Genomic DNA, 18,940 nt, shown 5'->3' on the forward strand with positions numbered 1-18,940 from the left:
CTTACTAAGGCATGTTTACGCCCGGCCGAGCGCGGTTGACCGGCTATGACAGCACGTCGCTGGGCCCGGCCAAGGTGGCAGGCAAAGGGGAAGCGCCGGGTGGGGTGAGGGGGTCCTCTCCGGCACAGGGCGACAGACTACCCGGGTTTTCCGAACGGTCACGCTCGGCAGCGGAGCCGCTGAGTGGCCGGGAGGAGGCGGCTTCGCGCCAGCAGTCCCCGCCGGCGTCGCGAGCCTCGGCCAGGGCCCGGTCGGCGGCCCGGAGCAGGACGGCGGCATGCGTACCGTCCTCGGGCAGCACGGCCACGCCGACCGCGGCGGTGAGCCCGTTGCCCTGCTGGCGGCGACCTTCGCGCGGGCCGGAGGACCAGTCCAGCAGCAGGTGGCGGCGGACCGACCAGACCAGCCGTTCGGCGACGTGTGCCGCGCCCGCGGCGCCGGTGTCCGGCAGCACGATCAGGAAGACCTCGCCGCTGTACCGGCCGAGGGTGTCGGAGCGGCGGATCTCCATGCCGAGCCGCTGGGCGAGGTCGCGCAGTATCGCGTCGGCCCGGGCCCGGCCGTGTTCGGCGATCACCCGGTCGAAGCCCGCGATGTCCAGCAGCAGGACGGCCAGCGGGTGCGGGCCGTCCTGCTGGTCGGCCTGCTCGGCCCGGCGGGCGCGCTCGATCTCCCGGTCCAGGGTGAGCTGCAGGTGGCGGTAGTTCCAGACCCCGGTGAGCGGGTCGCAGGAGGCGGTGCGCTCCAGCTCGGCGCAGCGGGCCTCCAGCTCGGCGACCCGCTCGCGCAGCCGGGCCTCGCGGTCGGCGGCGGCGCCGTCGGCCCGGCGCAGCCGCAGGCCGAACACGGCGGCGCCGGCCAGCGCCGGGGCGCTCAGCGCGGCCAGGGCCTGGAGCAGCAGCGGGGTCGACATCGGGGCGCCTTCCGCGTGTCAGGCTCTGGACGTCACGGGCACAGAGCTGTGGAGGATCCCATGCACAACGAGAAGAGCGCGCTGAGGACACGGCTGCTGGCCGAACGGCGGGCGCTGGTGGCGGTGGAGCGGGAGCGGGCGGCGCTCGCCCTGGCCGGGCACGCCGGCGCGCTGGCCGAGCCGGGCGCCACGGTGGCCGCGTACGTGTCGGTCGGCAGCGAACCGGGCACCCGGCCGCTGCTGGACGCGCTGCTGGCGCGCGGGGTCCGGGTGCTGCTGCCGGTGCTGCTGGCCGACAACGACCTGGACTGGGCCGAGTACGAGGGGCCGCAGGCGCTGGCGCCGGCCGGGCGCGGGCTGCTGGAGCCGGTCGGCGGCCGGCTCGGGCCGGAGGCCGTGACCACGGCGTCGCTGGTGCTGCTGCCCGGCCTGGCGGTGGACCGGCGGGGGCTGCGGCTGGGCCGCGGCGGCGGCTCGTACGACCGGGTGCTGGCCCGGCTCGGGCGGGCCGGGGCGCGACCGCTGCTGGCGGTGCTGCTCTACGAGCACGAGCTGCTGACGAGCGTGCCGGCCGAGCCGCACGACCTGCCGGTGGACCTCGCCCTCACCCCGTCCGGGCCGCACCGGCTGGGGTGACGACGGCGGTGACGACGGCGGTGACGACGGCGGCCCCGCGCCTCGGGGTCCGAGGGGCGGGGCCGCCGTGCCGTGCGGGCCGGCTCAGCCGGTGGTCAGCACCAGCTTGTGCTTGGCCGACTTCTCGACCGCGTCGGGCGAATAGGCCCAGGTCAGCAGCTTGCCCTTGAGCCAGAGGTCGGTCTGGTCGTTGTAGTTGTCGTGGAAGGCGTGCCCGGAGGCGCCGCCCACGTTCACCCAGCGCGAGGCGTCGAAGTCGCTCAGGTCGACGACCATCCGCATCGACGGGATCCAGTCCACCTGGTAGCCCGCCGCCGCGTTCCAGCCCGCCGCGTCGACCGCGCCGGAGCCGCCGGAGAGGCGGTACGGGCCGCGGTTGAGCAGTCGCCGGACGAAGCCGGAGGCGATCGAGGAGTCGTCGCTGCCCAGGGTCTGTTCGCGCAGCGTCAGGGTGTGCAGACGGCCCCAGCTCCAGGTGGAGACGTCCTTGCTGAGCAGCGCCGTGAGGTCCTGACGGGCATTCTTCATCGCCTCGGCGAGCAGGTTGTCGAGGCCCTTCTGCTCGTGGTGGTCCGAGTCGATGTACGTCCACCAGCTGCTGTCGGGCTTCGCCAGCTGCTGGCGCACCACCTCGGTCCAGCGGTCGCCGCCGTCCGGCTGGGCCTTGCCCGGGTCACGGGTGCCGCACTCGGTGACGATCTGGGTGCGGCTGTCGGGCTTGGTCGGGTCGGTCTGCCGGCGGACCAGCAGGCAGTTGTCCTCGGCGCGCAGGTCGGCCGGGAACTTCTGGCCGAAGGAGAGGCTGAGCAGCTGGCGCCAGACGCCGTTGTAGTAGGCGGCGGCGGCCGAGTCGGCGTCCTGGTGGAAGTTCCAGTCCTTCAGCAGGTCCTGCGCCTCGCGCACGTACGGGTCGTCGATCTGCACCTTCAGCAGCATCGGGACCAGCGTCTTGGCCAGGATGCTGGTGTTGTCGAGCTGCATCTCCTGCATGTCGTCCGGCGAGATCTTGCCGTTGTTCCTGAGCTTGGCCTCGATCTGGTCGGTGATCTCCTTGGCCCGGGTGCCGTACTCCCAGTCCTTGGTCAGCAGGTACTTGTACGAGGGGTCGACCACGGCCTGGTTGGCGGTGACGATGTAGCCGGCGGCCGGGTTGCGGCTGTAGGGCAGGGCGGTGAAGGGGACGGCGCCCTTCCACTGGTACGAGGAGTCCCAGCCCGGCGCCGGGTAGCCGCCGTCGCCCTTGCCGCGGACCGGGATGTTGCCCGGGGCCTGGTAGCCGATGTTCTCGGCGTCGGCGTAGATCAGGTTCTGCGCGGGGACGGCGAAGTCCTTCGCGGCGGCCCGGAAGTCGTCCCAGCCCTTGGCGCGGTCCAGCGCGAAGACGGCGTCCATGGTCTTGCCCGGCTCCAGCGCCGTCCACTGCAGGGCCACGCCGTAGCCGCTGGTCGAGCGGTCCGGGGCGGAGGCGCCGTTCGGCGCGTACTTGCCGACGTTCTGCTGCTCGGTGCTCTGGTCGGAGATCAGCGGGGCGCCGGTCTGGGTGGTGCGGACGGTGATGGTGCGGTCCTCGCCGCCGGCCACCTTGATGGTCTCCTTGCGCAGCGTGAACTTCACCTCCTTGCCGTCCACCAGGTAGGTCTCCGGGCCGGTGACCTTTTCCAGGAAGAGGTCGGTGACGTCGGCGCCGAGGTTGGTGAAGCCCCAGGCGATGTCCTTGTTGTGGCCGATCACCACGCCCGGCATACCGGCGAAGGTGAAGCCGGAGACGTCGTACTGGCAGGCGGGCGAGGCGGTGCGGCAGTGCAGGCCCATCTGGTACCAGACCGACGGCAGGCCGGGGCCGAGGTGCGGGTCGTTGGCCAGCAGCGGCTTGCCGGTGGTGGTGTGCGAGCCGGCGACCACCCAGGAGTTGGACCCGATGCCCTGGCCCTGCCGGCCGAGCAGCTGCGGCATCGCGTCGATCCGGTCGGTGACGTCCTTGAACATCGCCTTGGTCGCGGCCGCGCCCTGCGCGGTGCCCGTGGTGGGGCCGGACTGGGCGGCCCCGTCCGCCGGGCGGTACGCGTCGCCCGAGACGGTGCCGGTCTTCACGATGGTGCCGTTGCGCGCGTACGGGTACTCCGGGTACAGCTCGGCGATCTTCTCCGGGCTGAAGTCCTGGGCGAGCAGCGAGCGGTCGATCTCCTCCTGGAGGTTCCCCGAGAGGTTCCAGGCCATCGCCTTCAGCCAGGAGACCGAGTCGACCGGGGCCCACTGCTCCGGCTTGTAGTCGCCGTTCACCACGCCGAGCAGGCTGTACTCCAGCGAGGCGCTCGCGCCGCCGGGGTGCTCGCCGAGCCAGGCGTTGACGCCGTCCGCGTACGCCTGGAGGTTCTTCCTGGTCTCGGGCGACAGCTGGGAGTCGATCTCCTTCTGCGCCACGTCGCGCCAGCCCATGGTGCGGATGAAGGAGTCGGTCTCGACCTGGCTGTCGCCGAACATCTCGGAGAGCCGGCCCGCGGTGATGTGCCGTCGGACGTCCATCTCCCAGAACCGGTCCTGCGCCTGCACGTAGCCCTGGGCGCGGAAGAGGTCCTCCGGGGTGTCGGCGTAGAGCTGGGGGATGCCGTTGGCATCCCGCTTCACGTCGACCGGCGCGCTCAGGCCCGCCACCTTGACGCTGCCGTCGACCTCCGGGAAGGACGCGCGTACCGCGGCCACCCCCCGGTAGCCGCCGTAGCCGGCGCCGGCCACCAGCAGCACGACCAGCACGATCACGATCAGACGGGCGCGCCGGAACTTCTTCGAGCGGGGCATCTGGGTCCTTGCGGTCCTCGACTGGGGGACGGGCGGGCATGTCCAGGGCACACGGCCATGACAGGGGACCACATTAGGCCGAGTCCACTGGCGGGCGTGCACGGGGGACGCTCACGGTGGGATCGGACGAGGTCAGCGGAGGGCGGGAAGGGACCCGTGTGAACGGTGAAGCTAAAGATATGGCAAAATGTTAGACTGAGTAACGATCCGCTAGCGGAGCAATCGCCCCCGGCCGGTCGGCTCCCCCCGGCCTCACCGCCACCAGACACCCCGCCCGCCCCCAGCCTGCCCGAGGTGCCCCTGCGTGAATGTCGACCACCTGAACCAGCTGCTCCTCGAATTCTCCGTGATCCTGCTGGTCGCGGTGGTCGCCGTGCGCATCTCGACCCGGTCGGGGCTGCCCAGCCTGCTGATCTACCTCGGCATCGGCGTCGCCCTCGGCCAGAACGGCCTGGGCTTCGCCTTCAACAACGCCGCGCTGACCCAGGTGATCGGCTACGCCGCACTGGTCGTCATCCTGGCCGAGGGCGGTCTCAAGACGAGCTGGCGCGAGGTCAGACCCGTGATGCCGGCCGCCACCGTGCTCGCCACGGTCGGCGTCGGGATCAGCGTCTTCGTGACCGCGGCCGGCGCGCACTGGCTGGTCGGCCTGGACTGGCGGACGTCCATGCTGCTCGGCGCGATCGTCTCCTCGACCGACGCGGCCGCCGTCTTCTCCGTGCTGCGGATGGTCCCGCTGCCGCACCGGCTGACCGGGCTCCTGGAGGCCGAGTCGGGCTTCAACGACGCCCCCGTGGTGATCCTCGTCGTCGCCTTCGCCACCACCGGTGAACTCGACTCCTGGTACGTCCTGATCGGCACGATCGTCGCCGAGCTGGCCATCGGGGCCGCGGTCGGCCTCACGGTCGGCAAGCTGGGCGCGTTCGGGATCAAGCACGTCGCCCTGCCGTCCTCCGGCCTCTACCCGATCGCCGTCCTGGCGCTCACCGTGCTCGCCTACGCCGGCGGCGCGCTGCTGCACGGCTCCGGCTTCCTCGCCGTCTACATCAGCGCGGTCATCCTGGGGAACGCCAAACTGCCGCACGGGCCCGCCGTCCGCGGCTTCGCCGACGGACTGGCCTGGATCGGGCAGATCGGCATGTTCGTGCTGCTCGGCCTGCTCTGCACCCCCGAGACCATGGGCTCGGCCGTGGTGCCCGCGCTGGTGATCGGCGCCGTGCTGGTCTTCCTGGCCAGGCCGCTGTCGGTGGTGATCACGCTGACGCCCTTCAAGCTGCCCGGCCGCGAGCAGGCGCTACTCAGCTGGGCCGGGCTGCGCGGGGCGGTGCCCATCGTGCTGGCGACCATCCCGATGGTGGCCGGCACGCCGATGGCCCACGACGTCTTCAACATCGTCTTCATCCTGGTCGTGGTCTTCACCCTGCTCCAGGGCCCGACCCTGCCCTGGGTCGCCAAGTGGCTGAAGATCTCCGAGGGCTCGATGGGCCAGGACCTCGGCATCGAGTCCGCGCCCCTGGAGAAGCTGCACGGACACCTGCTGTCGGTGGCGCTGTCGCCGAGTTCCAGGATGTCCGGCGTGGAGATCGGCGAGCTGCGGCTGCCGGCCGGCGCGGCGGTGACCCTGGTCGTCCGGGAGGGCAGCAGCTTCGTCCCGGACAAGGCCACCGTGCTGCGCGGCGGCGACGAACTGCTGGTCGTGACCACCGACGAGGTCAGCGAGGCCGCCGAGCGGCGGCTGCGGGCCGTGGACAAGGGCGGCAAGCTCGCGGGGTGGCTGTACGGGCGGCGGTGACCGCGATGACCACGGGGGGTTCGTCCAGCGTTCACCTCCGATGGACGGGACAGATCTGGATGTCCTCTGTATGGTGGGGGTAGCGCGTCATCTACGCGCGTATATGCAGAACGATCGAAACACCCCAGCATCTGCCTGAAGCAGAGTTGGCGCGACCGCTCGGCGGCTGCGGCCCGGATCCCGGCAACCACGCCGGGCGGGCCCGGTAACTACCCCGGTCGACGCGCGAGAGGACGACTCTCGGCGCCGTCGGGGCCACCCCATGCCCCTTCCGCGCTACCAGGCAGCAGGAAGGACGACCGTGACGGCCCGCCGAACGGTCGAGAACACCGCGGACACCCGCGCCGCCCTGGCCACCGACACGCTCCCGGACACCCGGCCGGGCACCGGGGCCACCGCCGACCAGGGCGCACCCGCCCGCGTCGGGTACGGCGCACTGCTGCGCACCCCCGGGGCCTGGACGTTCCTGGCCCCCGCCTTCGCCGCGCGGCTCCCGTACGCGATGCTCAGCCTGGGCATCGTCCTGCTGGTGCTGGACACCCACGGCTCCTACGGCACGGCCGGCAGCGTCGCGGCGGTCTCCGCCGTCGCCCAGGCCTTCATCGGCCCGCAGACCGGCCGGCTGGCCGACCGCTACGGCCAGGCCGCCGTGCTCGTCCCGACCGTGATCGTGCACGCGGTCTCGGTCGGCGCGCTGATCGCGCTGGCCCTGGGCCACGCCCCGGTCTGGACCCTCTTCCTCGCCGCCGCCCCGGCCGGCGCCAGCGTGCCGCAGGTCGGCGCGATGGTCCGGTCCCGCTGGGTCGCCAAGCTCTCCGCCGAGGGTGCGGCCGGCGGGCGCTCGGCGTCCGCGCTGTCGGCCGCCAAGCTCAACACCGCCTTCGCCTTCGAGTCCGTGACGGACGAGTTCACCTTCGTGATCGGCCCGGTGCTCGCCGGCGCCATCGCCACCTCGGTCACGCCCGCCGCCGGGCTGATCGCCGAGGCCGCGCTGACCGTGGTCGGCGGACTGGCCTTCGCCGCCCAGCGGCGCACCGCGCCGGCCCGGCACCCGCACCAGCCCGGCGTCCGCCGGGTCTCCGCGCTCTCCTCCCCCGGCGTCCGGCTGCTGGCCGGCGCGTTCCTGGGCGTCGGCACCGTCTTCGGCGCCATGCAGGTGTCGGTCACCGCGTTCACCGAGTCGGTCGGCCAGCCCGGCGCCAACGGCACCGTGTACGGGATCTTCGCCGGCGGCTCGATGCTGGCCGGCGTGCTGTACGGCATGGTCGCCTGGCGCCGGGCCGCCCGGCACCGGATGCTGGCCAGCTACGCGCTGCTGGTCGTGGGCTGCTCGACGCTCTGGGCGATGCCCAACCTGGTCGCGCTGTCCGTCGCCGGGCTGGTCTGCGGCCTGGCCATCGCACCGACGCTGATCACCGGGTACACCCTGGTCGAGACGCTGGTCGCGGACGGCGCCAAGACCGAGGCCTTCACCTGGCTGACCGGTGCCATCGGGCTGGGCCTGGCGGCCGGGTCCACGGTCGCCGGACGGCTGATCGACGGACACGGGCCGTCGGCCGGGTTCCTGGTGCCGATGGCCGGTGCCGGGCTCGGCCTGGTCGCGCTGGTCGCGCTGCGGCACCTGCTGATCGCGCCGGGCGCGGCGAGCACGGTGGTCGCGGGCGCGAACGAGCGGGGCTCGGCTCCGCAGCTGGTCGGGGCGGCGAAGGGCTGAGCGGCGGGGCTCGGGGCGCCGGTCGGGGGCGTCGGGCGGCGTCGGGCGGCGTCGGGTCGGGTCGGACGCGTCCGGCCGGTCGGGTGGCGGGTCCGGGCCGGGGCGGCGGCCCTCGGCGGCCGGCTTCCGGCGGGCGCGGGAACGGGTGCTTCGGCGCGCCCCCGGCTCATCTCACATTCGAGTCGCTGGACTGATCCAGCGGAATGCCGCATCATTGACCATCGTTAGCACTCATCAGGCGAGAGTGCCAGGAGGAAGACAAGTGCCCACGTACCAGTACCAGTGCACCGAGTGCGGCAACGGCCTGGAGGCGGTGCAGAAGTTCACCGACGAGGCGCTGACCACGTGCCCCGACTGCCAGGGACGGCTCCGCAAGGTCTTCTCGGCCGTGGGTGTGGTCTTCAAGGGCTCCGGCTTCTACCGGACCGACAGCCGATCCTCGTCCACCAGCTCGGTGGGCACCGGCTCGTCGTCGAACTCGACCTCGTCGGGTTCGTCCTCGTCCGGCTCGTCGTCGGCTGCTTCGACCTCGTCCTCGTCGACCTCGGGCGGCTCGACCGCTGCCGCGAGCTCGGCTCCGGCGGCGAAGCCGGCCGGCTGAGACCAGACTTCGCAAGGCCCGTGGGCCCGCGCCATCGCGCGGCCCGCGGGCCTTTCGCGTGCCCGGGCGGAGGCAGGCCGCTCGCGGTCAACCGCCGATGGGCCCACTACCCCGTTCGGGTGTACAGAGTTGTCCACAGGGCCGAGTTGTCCACAGGCCTGGGGACAGGGCTTCCACCCGCCCCCAGGGCCGCCCAGAGTGTGCGTCGGAAGAGCCGGCCCGCACCCCGGGCCGGCGCCCCGCGACCACCGGTGGTGCCCATGTCGACCACGAGCCTCCCCCCGCGATTCCCGCCGCTCCCCGCCCCGGCCGTTCCGCCCCGGCGGGAGGTGCCGCCCTTCGCGCCGATCCGGCGTGGCGGCGGCCGCCTCCACCGGCTCCGCCGGGCCGCCCGGCACCGGCTCGGGGTGCCCGCCCTGCTGCTGGTCGCCCTGTCGGCCGCGCTGGCCGTCGGGCCCGCGCGGGCGGGTCTCTCCCCTCCGGGCGCCGCGCCGGTCGGCCGATCGGGTTGTCAATCGGAACACCTCGAAGCTCACCCGTGACCGGACCACGACTTCGTCGTTCACGCGGCATGAAAGGCTTCAAGGAATTCCTGCTGCGCGGAAATGTCGTCGAACTCGCCGTCGCCGTCGTCATCGGCGCGGCGTTCACCAACATCATCAACGCCTTCGTCAAGGGCGTGATCAACCCGATCGTCGGCGCCTTCGGAGCCAAGGACCTGGGCGCCTACAGCTCCTGCCTCAAGGGCCCCTGCGAGCTGAGCGCGACCGGCGAGGTCACGTCCGGGATCCTCATCCTGTGGGGCTCGGTGCTGAGCGCCCTCCTGCAGTTCGTCATCACCGCGGCCGTCGTCTACTTCTGCCTGATCCTGCCGATGACCAGGTTCGCCGCCCGGCGCAAGAGCCTCGCCGAGGTCCAGGCGGAGGCCGAGGCCAAGGAGGTCCTGCTGCTGACCGAGATCCGCGACGCGCTGGTCACGCAGCAGCGCTGAGCACGCCCCGTCAGTCCCCGTGGTGCGGCGGGCGCTGGCTCAGGTACCAGTCCAGTCCCCGTCCACCACTCTCCCCCGCTCCCGGGCGCCCGCCCCAGCCGGCGTCGGTGTCGTCACTGGACTGCTGGTCCAGCGGGTCCCGGAAGACCAGCCGGGCCTTCGTCGCGGCCTTGGGGTCGTCGGACGCCTTCACGGCCTCCGCGGCGTCCGTCCCGTCCCCGCCGTCCTGCCTGGGCTCCCGCTCGGTCACCGGCCCGCCTCCGTCTCGCACATCGTCCACTCCTCCAGCCTAGAAGCTCCCCGTGCCCGCGCCGACCGCCGCCGGGGACGCGTGAGGGCCCCGGTGCGGAGCGATTCCGCACCCGGGGCCCGGCACGACGGCGAGGTGGCGGCGGGGAGGCCGTCAGGCGGCTTCGAAGCCCGCGTGGTCGGCGATCCGCTTCAGCTCGGCCAGCGCGTGCTTCTCGATCTGGCGGATCCGCTCCCGCGTCAGCCCGTGCTGCTTGCCCACCTCGGTCAGCGTCCGCTCACGGCCGTCCTCCATCCCGTACCGCGACCGGATGATCGAGGCCGTCCGGTCGTCCAGGCGCCCGATCAGACCGTCCAGCTCCTCGCGGCGGAGCATGACCATCACGGCGTCCTCCGGGGACGTCGCCCCGGTGTCCTCGACCAGGTCGCCGAACTGGGTCTCGCCCTCGTCGTCGACGGACATGTTGAGGCTCACCGGGTCACGCGCCCAGTCCAGGACGTCCTTGATCCGCGCCTCGGTGGTGTCCAGCTCGGCCGCGATCTCGGCCGGCTCCGGCTCGCGGCCCAGCTCCTTGGACTTCTCCCGCTGGACACGCCGGATCCGGCCCAGCTCCTCGACCAGGTGGACGGGCAGCCGGATGGTGCGCGACTGGTCGGCGATGGACCGGGTGATCGCCTGCCGGATCCACCAGGTGGCATAGGTGGAGAACTTGAAACCCTTGGCGTAGTCGAACTTCTCCACCGCCCGCACCAGGCCGGCGTTGCCCTCCTGGATGAGGTCGAGCAACGGAAGGCCGCTGCGCGGGTAACGCCGCGCGACGGCGACGACCAGCCGGAGGTTGGAGCGGATGAAGACGTCCTTGGCGCGCTCGGCGTCCTCGGCTATCGCCTCCAGCTCCTCACGCTTCACACCCTTCGGGAGCTCCGCCTCCTCCAGCAGGTGCTGGGCGTACACACCGGCCTCGATCCGCAGCGAGAGCTCGACCTCCTCGGCGGCATCGAGCAGGGGCGTCCTGGCGATCTCGTCGAGATACATACCGACCAGGTCGCGGTCGGCCTCAAGGTTGGTCGGGCGGGCCGCGCGAGTCCGGTCGGCCCTGTCGCGAACGACGGCACGGGTGGCCATGCTTGCTCCCTTTGCTGGAATTGCCGAGGTCTGCCTGCCTGCCCCCAAGAGGGCAAGAATGCGGGCCCCGCGGGGCTCACACGTAACGATCCAACGAACAGATTCCGGACAACATTCCCAAGTCGCTCAGATTCTTCCGCCGATGCAGTATGCTGCCGGTTTTCACCACGCCCCTGGACGGAGCGTGACCGGACCGGCACCACAGGTGCCGGCCGGGCGGTCCACACGGCGCGGTCCGCCGAAAGCGGTCGGCGGGACCGCGGGTGCGGCCCCCCGGCGCCTTGCCGCTGCGCGGCCGCCCATGCCGGGGCCGTCGACGCACTCCTTTGCGGGCCCTTCACTCCGGAGAACCCGCGGGCAGCCGCGCGCGTTCCCGCCCGACTCCGCCGGAGCCGCCGCTGCCACCGGTTCCGCACCCCGGAGCCGCCCCGCGCCCGCTCCCCGGCGCACGCAGATCCTCCGCACAAAAGATGCCAAATCGCTATCGCGCAGGCGTCCGATCAGCACAACGCACTGGGAAGGTGTCAGCCATGCACCTGACCAACAGCTCGCTTCTCCTCACCCCGCGTAATCGCCACCTGCTCCGGCACGTGGCGCTCGCGGCGGGCTGTACCGCGCTGTTCGCGGTCCTGGCCACCCTGGTGCAGACCGGCTGGTCCCCCCTCGCCCGCCTGGACCAGGGCTGGGTGGACGACATGCACCGCTACGCCCAGGGCCGAAGAGTCTGGGTCGCCTCGGTGCAGATGCTCACCGACATCGGCGGCACGATCACCATGCGCACGCTGCTCGGCGCCGCCACGCTCTGGCTCTGGCTGATCGGGGCCCGGGTGCTGGCCTGCTGGGCCGCGGCCCAGGCGCTGGTCGGCTGGGGCTTCCTGTGGGCCCTGAAGCTCTGCCTCGACCGCCTGCGGCCGCACTTCCCCGACCCGGTCGCCCACGCCGGCGGCCCGGCCCTCCCGTCCGGGCATGCGATGGCCTCCGTGATCACCTGCGCCGTCCTGGTCGGGCTGGTCTGGCACCGGTCCTCGCGCGGCGGGCGGATCACCGCCTGTTCGATCGCCGCGCTGACCGTGCTGACGATCGGCTGGACGAGGGTCGCCCTCGCCGTCCACTGGCCGAGCGACGTGCTGGGCGGCTGGCTGGCCGCCGGGATCGTCCTGGGCGCGGTCACCGTGGCCGTCGAGCTCTGCCGGCCCGGCGCGCTGGCCCGGGACGTCCGGCGGGTCAACTGGCGGACCAGGCCGAGGGTCCAGCGCGTCCTCGTTTCCCAGACCGCCCCCGCGCCCTACGACCCGGCCTTCGACCCGGCTTTTGATCCGGCCTTCGAGGAGGCCGCCGAGCGGGCCGGCGACCGACCGGACGGCGCGGTCAAGCCCTAGCGCGGGTCCCCGGCCTCGGGCCGGTCCGCCGGGCCCGCCTAGCCTGGCCTTCATGCCGCTTCCCTCGACGCCAGACCGGCCCGCTCCCGCCCCCGACTTCCCCGACCGGCCGCTACGGATCGCCGCCGCGCAGGCCCAGGCGGTGGCGGGCGACCTCCCCGCCAACGTCGCGACCGTCGCCGACCTGATCCGCGAGGCCGCCTCGGACGGCGTCCGCCTGGTGCTCTTCGCCGAGAAGTTCCTGTCCGGCTACGAGCCCGAGCTGATCCGGACCGACCCCCTCAAGTACAGCGTCCAGCCCGGCGATCCCCGGCTCGCACCGATCGCCGACGCCTGCCGGGAGACCGACACGGCCGCCGTGGTCGGCGCGGCCGTCCGGGACGCCGACGGCGAACTGCGCATCTCCGCCCTGGTCTTCGGCCCCGACGGTGCGCTCACCGCCCGGTACGACAAGCAGTACCTCTTCAAGACGGAACGGGACACCTACCGCCCCGGGACGACGGGCTGCACCCTCCAACTCGACGGGTGGCGGCTCGGCCTGGGCATCTGCTACGACTCCGGCTTCCCCGAACACGCCCGCGCCGCCGCCCTCGACGGCTGCCACGCCTACCTGGTCGGCGCGCTGTTCAGCGTGGGCCACGGCCACCACGAGTCCCGGACCTGGTTCCCGGCCCGCGCGCTCGACAACACCCTCTACACGGTGCTGGCCAACCACATCGGCACCACCGGCGGCTGGAACACCTGCGGCGTCAGCGCCGTCTGGTCCCCCGACGGCCGCCTCCTCGCCGAGGCCGGCCCGGACCGCCGCGAGCTGGTCGTCGCCGACCTCGACCCGGAGGTCCTGCGCACCACCCGGGAGGCCGAGAGCCTCCTCGCCGACCTCGCCTCCCAGCCCCGCACCACCCCGCGCGACCGGCACACCCTCGGCCTCGGCTGAACCCGCCCCCGACGGCCCGTCACACACCGGCGGCCCCGAACGCGCCCGGCCGACTCCGCCACCCCGGGGCGCCGGTCCTCGCGCCCACCCCGGGCCCGCCGGGCACGCGGCCCCACGGCCTTGAACGCGGCACGGACGCGCGGCACGGACGCGCGGCACGGACGCGGCACAAGCGGGACACGGGCGGGACGGCGGTCGGGAACGACGAAGGCCCAGGTCCGGGGGAATCCCCGGACCTGGGCCTTCACTGCGTAGCGTGCTGTGCCCCAGGCAGGATTCGAACCTGCGACACCGGCTTTAGGAGAGCCGTGCTCTATCCCCTGAGCTACTGAGGCGGGGTCGTTCGCGGTCGGGCGCGCGTGTGGCGCGACGACCGCTGACAGCCTAGCGGATCGGGGGGCGGCCACGCCGGGTCGGGCCGTCGGCCGGGCGGAGGTGGCGGGGTGTGCGGTGAGGGGAGTCCGCGTGCGAATCGTGTGCGGGAAGATGGAATCATGGGGAGGGTGCCGATGATGCCCGGCGACGGGGCGTCACATCCTGCTCCAGTAGCCTGGAGCGAACCGGTGTTCCGGTGCGGGGCGTCGGTGCCCCCGCCGGCCCTGGCACGCCTGCAGCAACGCATCACCGCAAGGACGAGGCGCTTCACCATGACATCAGCCGGCAGACGGCATCCGGCCCTCCGCGTACTGGGCCTGGTGTGGCTCTGGCCGGCACTGGCGATGCTCTGCGTCGGCGCCTACCGGCTCGGGACGCCCGAGCTGTGGCGGGACGAGGTGGCGACCTGGACGGTGGCGACCCGCTCGCTCGGTGATCTGCTCGGACTGCTCCAGCACATCGACGCCAGCAACGGCGCGTACTACCTGCTGATGCACGGCTGGACGTCGGTGTTCGGCGACTCCGCGATCGCGCTGCGGCTGCCCTCCGTGCTGGCGATGGCCGGCGCCGCCGCGTTCGTGGCGCTGACCGCCCAGCGGTTGTTCGGCGGCCGGGTGGCGGCGATCGGCGGCGGGCTGCTGTTCTCCGTGGTGCCGCTGATCTCGCGGTACGCGCAGGAGGCCCGCTCGTACGCCCTGGTGACCTGTGCGGTCGCCGCGGCCACCTGGTTCCTGCTGCGCGCGCTGGAGCGCCCGTCGCTGCGGCGGTGGGCGCCGTACTGCGTGGCGATGGCGGCGGCCGGCGCCGGGCACCTGATCTCCTTCGCGACGCTGGCCGGCCAGCTGGCCGTGGTGGCGCTGCACCTGTGGCGGACCCGCCCGGCCACCGAGCGGCGGGTGCTCTGGCAGTACCCACTCGCCGTGCTGGTCGCGGCCCTGCCGGTGCTGCCGGTGGTGCTGCTGGGCAGCCGGCAGTCCGGGCGCCAGCTGGGCTGGATCGGCAAGCCGACCTTCTACCAGCTGCGGCACTTCGGTGAGCCGCTGTTCGGCTCGCCCGGGGTGTTCCACGTCTTCGCCCTGCTGGCCCTGCTGGCCCTGGTCCTGCCCGGGCGCCGCCTGCCCGCGCTCCAGCTGCTGCTGCTCGCGGTGCTGCCGGTGCTCGGCGTCTGGCTGGTGTCGCGCGGCAGCACCTCGTACTTCGTCGACCGCTACCTGCTCTTCACGGTGCCGGCCTGGGCGGCGCTGGCCGGCGGCGGGGTGCAGGCGGTCTACACGACGGTGGCGGCGGCCGCACGACGCAGCCGGACGCCGGGGCAGGTCCGGGCCGCGGGCGCGTTGCTGGCCGTCGGGCTGATCGCGGTCCCCGCCCTGGTGGCGCTGCCCAAGCAGTCCTCGGTGCGCTCCGCGGGCTCGCACTCCTTCTCCCGTGAGCCGTACCGGGCGGCCGCCGAGCTGATCGGGGCCGGGTACCGGCCCGGCGACGGGCTGGCGGCTCCGCTCGGCGACCAGGGCTGGGCGATGGTCGGGCCGGGTGTCTCCTACTACCTGCCGAGCGACGTCCGGCCGTTCCCGGTCTTCGTCGAACGCAGCGCCCTCCAGGCCGAGGACCTCTTCCCGACCACCTGCCCCCAGGTGGACGCGTGCCTGGGGCAGGGGCAGCGGACCTGGCTGCTCGTCCTCGGGGACACCGCCGAGCCGCTGACCGCGATGCCCGCGGAGCAGGCGCGGGCCCTCCGGGCCAGGTACGGCCCGCCCGACCGGGTGACGCCGCTCGGCGGGGTGACGCTCGCACTGCTGGACTCCACCACCGGCTGAGCCCGGCTGCCGGGTCCGCCCGGTCCGGCGCCCGCGTGACGGCGGTCCGCCCGGATGCGGCCGTCCGGCGACCGGGTGACCATGGAGCACGGTGACCGGGGCGCCTCCGGCCTCCGGCCGCCCGCCCCTCGACGGTCGGGACTGCCCGGGAGGACACCTGTGAGCGAGCACCCGGCCGGGCGGGTGACCCGGCTGAAGAAGCGGTCGGCGAAGCTGGCCCGGCGCGCTCGCGAGCTGCCCGAGCAGGTGCCGCTGGTGGGCCGGGCGCTCGGCCACCTGCTGCGGGTGAACCTCCTCGACTGCGCGACCCGGCTGGCCGCCCAGGCCTTCCTGAGCGCCCTGCCCGCGCTCCTCGTGGTGGCCGTGTTCACCCCGGCCGCGGTCCGCGAGAACGTGATGCGCTCGCTCCGCAAGGAGCTGGGCCTGGAGGGTGCGGCGCAGCAGTCGGTGCAGCAGATGCTGCAGAGCAGCCATGACCAGGAGACCACGATCGGCGTGTTCGGCGCCCTGGTGACCCTGGCGTCGGCGACGGCGCTGAGCCGGGCGATGCAACGCGTCTGCGAGCGCTGCTGGGAGCTGCCGAGGGCGGGTTCGCGGGTGGTGGCCTGGCGCTGGCTGGTCTGGCTGCTGGTGTGGCTGGTCTGCCTGATGTTCCAGACTCCGCTGCGGGACGGCTTCGGCCTGGGTGCCTGGCTGGGGATTCCGCTGACCTTCGTCGGCGGGACGGCGATCTGGTGGTGGACCCAGCACCTGCTGCTGGTCGGCCGGGTGCGCTGGCTGCCGCTGCTGCCGGGGGCGCTGCTCTGCGGGGCGGTGGTGGTGGGCCTGGGGATCGCCTCCCGGATCTACCTGCCGCGCGCGATGGCGCACAGCGTGACGCAGTTCGGGCCGTACGGGGTGGTCTTCACCGGCCTCTCCTGGCTGATCGTGATGTTCGCCGGACTGACGCTGGCGATCGCGCTGGGCCGGGTGGTGTCGGAGGAGGAGGCGGTCGCGCACTGGCTGGGCACCCGGACCGAGCCCGGCGTCTGGGGCGGCGCCCCGCTCACCGCGGAGGAGGCGGGCGAGGCGGCGGGGGACGCGGGCGGACCGGACCCCGACGGCGCGGACGGACCGCGGGGCGGCTGACGCGCCTCGGCGGGGGAACCGGTGGCCGGTTCCCCCGCCGAGGGGTGTTCGAGGCCCGCGGGCGGGCCGGACGGCCGAGGTCAGAGCAGGCGGGTCAGCCGGGACAGGATGGACGGCGGGGCCAGGTCCGTCTGGAGCACGACCGGGACCTCCACCTTGCCGTCGCCCGCCCCCACGCTCAGCACGCCGACCTGGGCACCGGCCTTGGCCGTGTGGCCGAGCTTGGCCGGGTCCAGGGTGAGGGTGCCGCTGATGCCGGGAAAGCCGGCGGCGGTGAGGTCCTTGGCGGCGACGACCGGGACCGTCCCGCCGAGCCCGTCGTCGACCCGGCCGACGACGTCGCCCTGCTTGGCGAGGGTCTGGCCGGTCAGCCCGTTCTGGGCCGCCTGGATCTGCAGGGCGCTGACGTTCTGGACGATCTTGAGGATGCTCGGCTCGGCGGTGGTCGCCGGCTGGCCCAGGGTGACCCCGAGGATGAGCCGCTGGACCCCGCCGACCTCCTTGTAGGCGGCCCACATCAGGCAGCCGCCGGCCGGGGTGCTGGAGCCGGTCTTGACGCCGATGATGCCGTTCTTCGGGGAGATCAGGGTGTTGGTGTTGGAGATCTTCTGATTGTTGAAGTTGGTCTCCGGCGTCGAGACGATCTGCCGGAAGATCGCGTCCTGCATCACCTGCTCGGCCAGCTTCAGCTGGTCCTTGGCGGTGCTCTTGGTGTCCGGGCTGAAGCCCGCCGGGTCGGTGTAGGTGGTGGCGGCCATGCCGAACCTGGCGGCGGTGTCGTTCATCTTCTTGACGAACGCCTCCTCCGAGCCGGCGTCCCAGCGGGCCAGCAGCCGGGCCACGTTGTTGGCCGACGGCAGCATCAGCAGCTCCAGCGCCTGGTACTGGGTGAGCTGCTGGCCCTCGGTGAGGGTGACCCTGGACTCGTCGACGTTGCCGGACTCCTGGGCGGCCTGCTTGTCGACGGTGATCTTCGGGCCGCTCTCCCCCTTCTTGAGCGGGTGCGACTGGAGGATCAGGTAGGCGTTCATGACCTTGGTGACACTGGCGATCGAGGCCGGCGTCTCCGGGCCGGAACTGCCGAGACTGCCGACGCCGACGACCTGGGCGGCCGACTGGCCCTTGGCCGGCCAGGCCAGGTCGAGCGGGTCGCCGCCGAAGCTGTAGCTGCCCGCGGCGGTCTGCTTCACCTTGGCGTCCGGCAGCGGGCGGAGCAGCTGCGCGACCGCCACCGCGCCGAGCACGACGGCCAGGAAGACCGTCCAGATGGTGATCCGCTTGAGTGCGCGGCGAAACGGCGAGACGGGGCGCGCGTTCAGCGTCGCCAGCACCTGCATCGCCTCGGCCGTCGTCTCCGGGGCCGGCGCGGGCGCGGGCTCGGGGGCTGGCAGCGGCGCGGGCTTCGGCAGCGGCGGCGGGGGCGGCAGCGGCCGGGGGTCGGGGGTGGGGAGCGGCTCGGGGGCCGGGGTGGGCGCCGGCTTCGGGGCCGGAACGGGCTCCGGCTCGGGTGCCGGCTCCGGCTCCGGCTCGGGGACGGGCCTGGGGGCCGGGTGCGGCTCGGGGACCGGCTCGGGCACGGTGCCCGCACCGGGCGCCCGCGGGGCCCGGGGCTTCTCCAGCTTCTCGGCCTGCCCGGCTCGGTCGGCGGGCCGCGCGGGCCGCGCGGGGGTCTCCGGCCCGGCGGCGCCCTTCGGCTCGTCGGCGCCCTTCGACTCGTCGGCACCCTTCGACTCGTCGGCGCCCTTCGGCTCGTCGCCGGGCTCGGCGGGCTCGGCGGGCTCGGCCGGGGGGTTCGCGGGCTCCGCCGGAGGCTTTCCGGGGGCCGCCGAGTCCGTCCGCATGGCGAGACGCGGGTCCGACCCGCTCGGGCGCCCCGGCTTCCCGGCGGGGGCGCCGGCCGGTGGCTCGACCGGCGGAGCGCCCCGGCCGGCACCGCCGTCGGCCGGGGAACGGAGCTCCTCGGGCAGCCGCAACGCGGTGGTCGCGTTGTCCGCGGGCAGTCGCAACGAGGTCGTCGCGCTGTCCGCGGGGAGGCGGAGCGCGGTGGTCGCGTTGTCCACGGGAAGGCGGAGCATGGTGGTCCTGGAGTCCGTATCCCGGACACGGAGCTGGACGGTCGACCCCGTCCTGGGCGCGCCCGCGCCATCGGCGGCGGGCTCCCCGGTGGCGGCGGAGGCGGCCTCCGACCCCGCGTCCGAGGCATCGTCGGCACCGGTCTCCGAAGCCGCCGCGGAGCTCCCGGGCTCGTCCGAAGCGGCCTCGGCACCGGCCCCGGCGTCCGCCCGCGCACCCGCCCCGGCGTCCGCCCCGGCAGCGTCGGCGTCCTCGCGCCCGGCCGGTTCCACGGCCGCCGCCGTCGCGTCGGCACCGGCGCCGGAACCGCTCCGCGCCTCGTCCCGCTCCCGCCTCCGCTCGCCGTCCCGCAGCACCCTGTCGGGGGACTCGCCCACGTAACCCAGCCTCCTCAACGCCCGGCGGGGCACCGGCAG

14 protein-coding genes and 1 tRNA gene are annotated in these 18,940 nt (G+C 73.7%); 9 read left to right on the forward strand and 6 right to left on the reverse strand.

Features of this window, described 5'->3' with window-relative positions; translation table 11 throughout:
- Positions 1-43: 43 nt before the first annotated feature.
- A complete protein-coding gene (locus ABZ495_RS17345; RefSeq protein WP_359803726.1) occupies positions 44-913 on the reverse strand; it encodes a GGDEF domain-containing protein in 870 nt (289 codons plus the stop codon).
- 60 nt (positions 914-973) lie between these two features.
- Here ABZ495_RS17345 and ABZ495_RS17350 point away from each other — a divergent pair, with 60 nt between their 5' ends.
- Entirely contained in the window at positions 974-1,549 is a 576-nt protein-coding gene (locus ABZ495_RS17350; protein ID WP_359836655.1) for a 5-formyltetrahydrofolate cyclo-ligase, read from the forward strand.
- A gap of 84 nt (positions 1,550-1,633) precedes the next feature.
- Here the strand turns inward: ABZ495_RS17350 and ABZ495_RS17355 are convergent, their stop codons facing one another.
- Positions 1,634-4,345, reverse strand: coding sequence for a penicillin acylase family protein (locus tag ABZ495_RS17355; protein ID WP_329489277.1), 2,712 nt, complete (start codon positions 4,343-4,345; stop codon positions 1,634-1,636).
- A 304-nt stretch (positions 4,346-4,649) separates the two neighbouring features.
- Between ABZ495_RS17355 and ABZ495_RS17360 the strand changes: the two genes are divergently transcribed.
- The 4 genes from ABZ495_RS17360 (at position 4,650) to mscL (ending at position 9,443) form a co-directional block, all read left to right on the forward strand.
- A complete protein-coding gene (locus tag ABZ495_RS17360) occupies positions 4,650-6,137 on the forward strand; it encodes a potassium/proton antiporter (RefSeq protein ID WP_359836657.1) in 1,488 nt (495 codons plus the stop codon).
- A 436-nt stretch (positions 6,138-6,573) separates the two neighbouring features.
- Positions 6,574-7,851 carry an MFS transporter gene (locus ABZ495_RS17365; protein ID WP_329492220.1) on the forward strand — a complete coding sequence of 426 codons (1,278 nt, stop codon included), beginning with the start codon at positions 6,574-6,576 and terminating at the stop codon, positions 7,849-7,851.
- A 262-nt stretch (positions 7,852-8,113) separates the two neighbouring features.
- Entirely contained in the window at positions 8,114-8,452 is a 339-nt protein-coding gene (locus tag ABZ495_RS17370) for an FmdB family zinc ribbon protein (RefSeq protein WP_359803731.1), read from the forward strand.
- Between the two features lie 571 nt (positions 8,453-9,023).
- Positions 9,024-9,443, forward strand: a complete 420-nt coding sequence (gene mscL, locus ABZ495_RS17375; RefSeq protein ID WP_359803732.1) for a large conductance mechanosensitive channel protein MscL — start codon at positions 9,024-9,026, stop codon at positions 9,441-9,443.
- Between the two features lie 10 nt (positions 9,444-9,453).
- Here mscL and ABZ495_RS17380 read toward each other — a convergent pair whose 3' ends face one another.
- Together ABZ495_RS17380 and ABZ495_RS17385 are read right to left on the reverse strand one after the other, a co-directional pair.
- Positions 9,454-9,723 carry a hypothetical protein gene (locus ABZ495_RS17380; RefSeq protein WP_359803733.1) on the reverse strand — a complete coding sequence of 90 codons (270 nt, stop codon included), beginning with the start codon at positions 9,721-9,723 and terminating at the stop codon, positions 9,454-9,456.
- A gap of 123 nt (positions 9,724-9,846) precedes the next feature.
- Positions 9,847-10,818 carry a sigma-70 family RNA polymerase sigma factor gene (locus ABZ495_RS17385; RefSeq protein WP_329489273.1) on the reverse strand — a complete coding sequence of 324 codons (972 nt, stop codon included), beginning with the start codon at positions 10,816-10,818 and terminating at the stop codon, positions 9,847-9,849.
- Between the two features lie 530 nt (positions 10,819-11,348).
- Between ABZ495_RS17385 and ABZ495_RS17390 the strand changes: the two genes are divergently transcribed.
- Both ABZ495_RS17390 and ABZ495_RS17395 read left to right on the forward strand, forming a co-directional pair.
- A complete protein-coding gene (locus tag ABZ495_RS17390) occupies positions 11,349-12,197 on the forward strand; it encodes a phosphatase PAP2 family protein (RefSeq protein ID WP_359836659.1) in 849 nt (282 codons plus the stop codon).
- A gap of 52 nt (positions 12,198-12,249) precedes the next feature.
- Positions 12,250-13,134: a carbon-nitrogen hydrolase family protein gene (locus ABZ495_RS17395; RefSeq protein ID WP_359836661.1), complete on the forward strand. Its 885-nt coding sequence runs from the start codon at positions 12,250-12,252 to the stop codon at positions 13,132-13,134.
- 262 nt (positions 13,135-13,396) lie between these two features.
- Here ABZ495_RS17395 and ABZ495_RS17400 read toward each other — a convergent pair.
- Positions 13,397-13,469, reverse strand: a tRNA-Arg gene (locus tag ABZ495_RS17400).
- Between the two features lie 312 nt (positions 13,470-13,781).
- On the opposite strand from ABZ495_RS17400, the gene ABZ495_RS17405 reads away from it, so the two are divergent.
- Entirely contained in the window at positions 13,782-15,323 is a 1,542-nt protein-coding gene (locus ABZ495_RS17405) for a glycosyltransferase family 39 protein (RefSeq protein WP_359836662.1), read from the forward strand.
- Positions 15,324-15,482: 159 nt separating this feature from the next.
- Positions 15,483-16,451, forward strand: a complete 969-nt coding sequence (locus ABZ495_RS17410; protein WP_359836664.1) for a YhjD/YihY/BrkB family envelope integrity protein — start codon at positions 15,483-15,485, stop codon at positions 16,449-16,451.
- A gap of 80 nt (positions 16,452-16,531) precedes the next feature.
- Here ABZ495_RS17410 and ABZ495_RS17415 read toward each other — a convergent pair whose 3' ends face one another.
- Positions 16,532-18,901 (reverse strand): D-alanyl-D-alanine carboxypeptidase, encoded by a 2,370-nt coding sequence (locus tag ABZ495_RS17415; RefSeq protein WP_359836666.1) that lies wholly within the window; start codon positions 18,899-18,901, stop codon positions 16,532-16,534.
- Positions 18,902-18,940: the final 39 nt, after the last annotated feature.

The sequence above is a fragment of the Kitasatospora sp. NPDC005748 genome (assembly GCF_040630735.1).
In the GTDB taxonomy this organism is placed as follows: Bacteria; Actinomycetota; Actinomycetes; order Streptomycetales; family Streptomycetaceae; genus Kitasatospora.

Bases quoted from the DNA above. Each gene is read 5' to 3' on its own strand.
- mscL (WP_359803732.1), top strand. From the start codon at position 9,024: ATGAAAGGCTTCAAGGAATTCCTGCTGCGCGGAAATGTCGTCGAACTC.
- ABZ495_RS17405 (WP_359836662.1), top strand. From the start codon at position 13,782: ATGACATCAGCCGGCAGACGGCATCCGGCCCTCCGCGTACTGGGCCTG.
- ABZ495_RS17350 (WP_359836655.1), top strand. From the start codon at position 974: ATGCACAACGAGAAGAGCGCGCTGAGGACACGGCTGCTGGCCGAACGG.
- ABZ495_RS17395 (WP_359836661.1), top strand. From the start codon at position 12,250: ATGCCGCTTCCCTCGACGCCAGACCGGCCCGCTCCCGCCCCCGACTTC.
- ABZ495_RS17390 (WP_359836659.1), top strand. From the start codon at position 11,349: ATGCACCTGACCAACAGCTCGCTTCTCCTCACCCCGCGTAATCGCCAC.
- ABZ495_RS17345 (WP_359803726.1), bottom strand. From the start codon at position 913: ATGTCGACCCCGCTGCTGCTCCAGGCCCTGGCCGCGCTGAGCGCCCCG.
- ABZ495_RS17355 (WP_329489277.1), bottom strand. From the start codon at position 4,345: ATGCCCCGCTCGAAGAAGTTCCGGCGCGCCCGTCTGATCGTGATCGTG.
- ABZ495_RS17385 (WP_329489273.1), bottom strand. From the start codon at position 10,818: ATGGCCACCCGTGCCGTCGTTCGCGACAGGGCCGACCGGACTCGCGCG.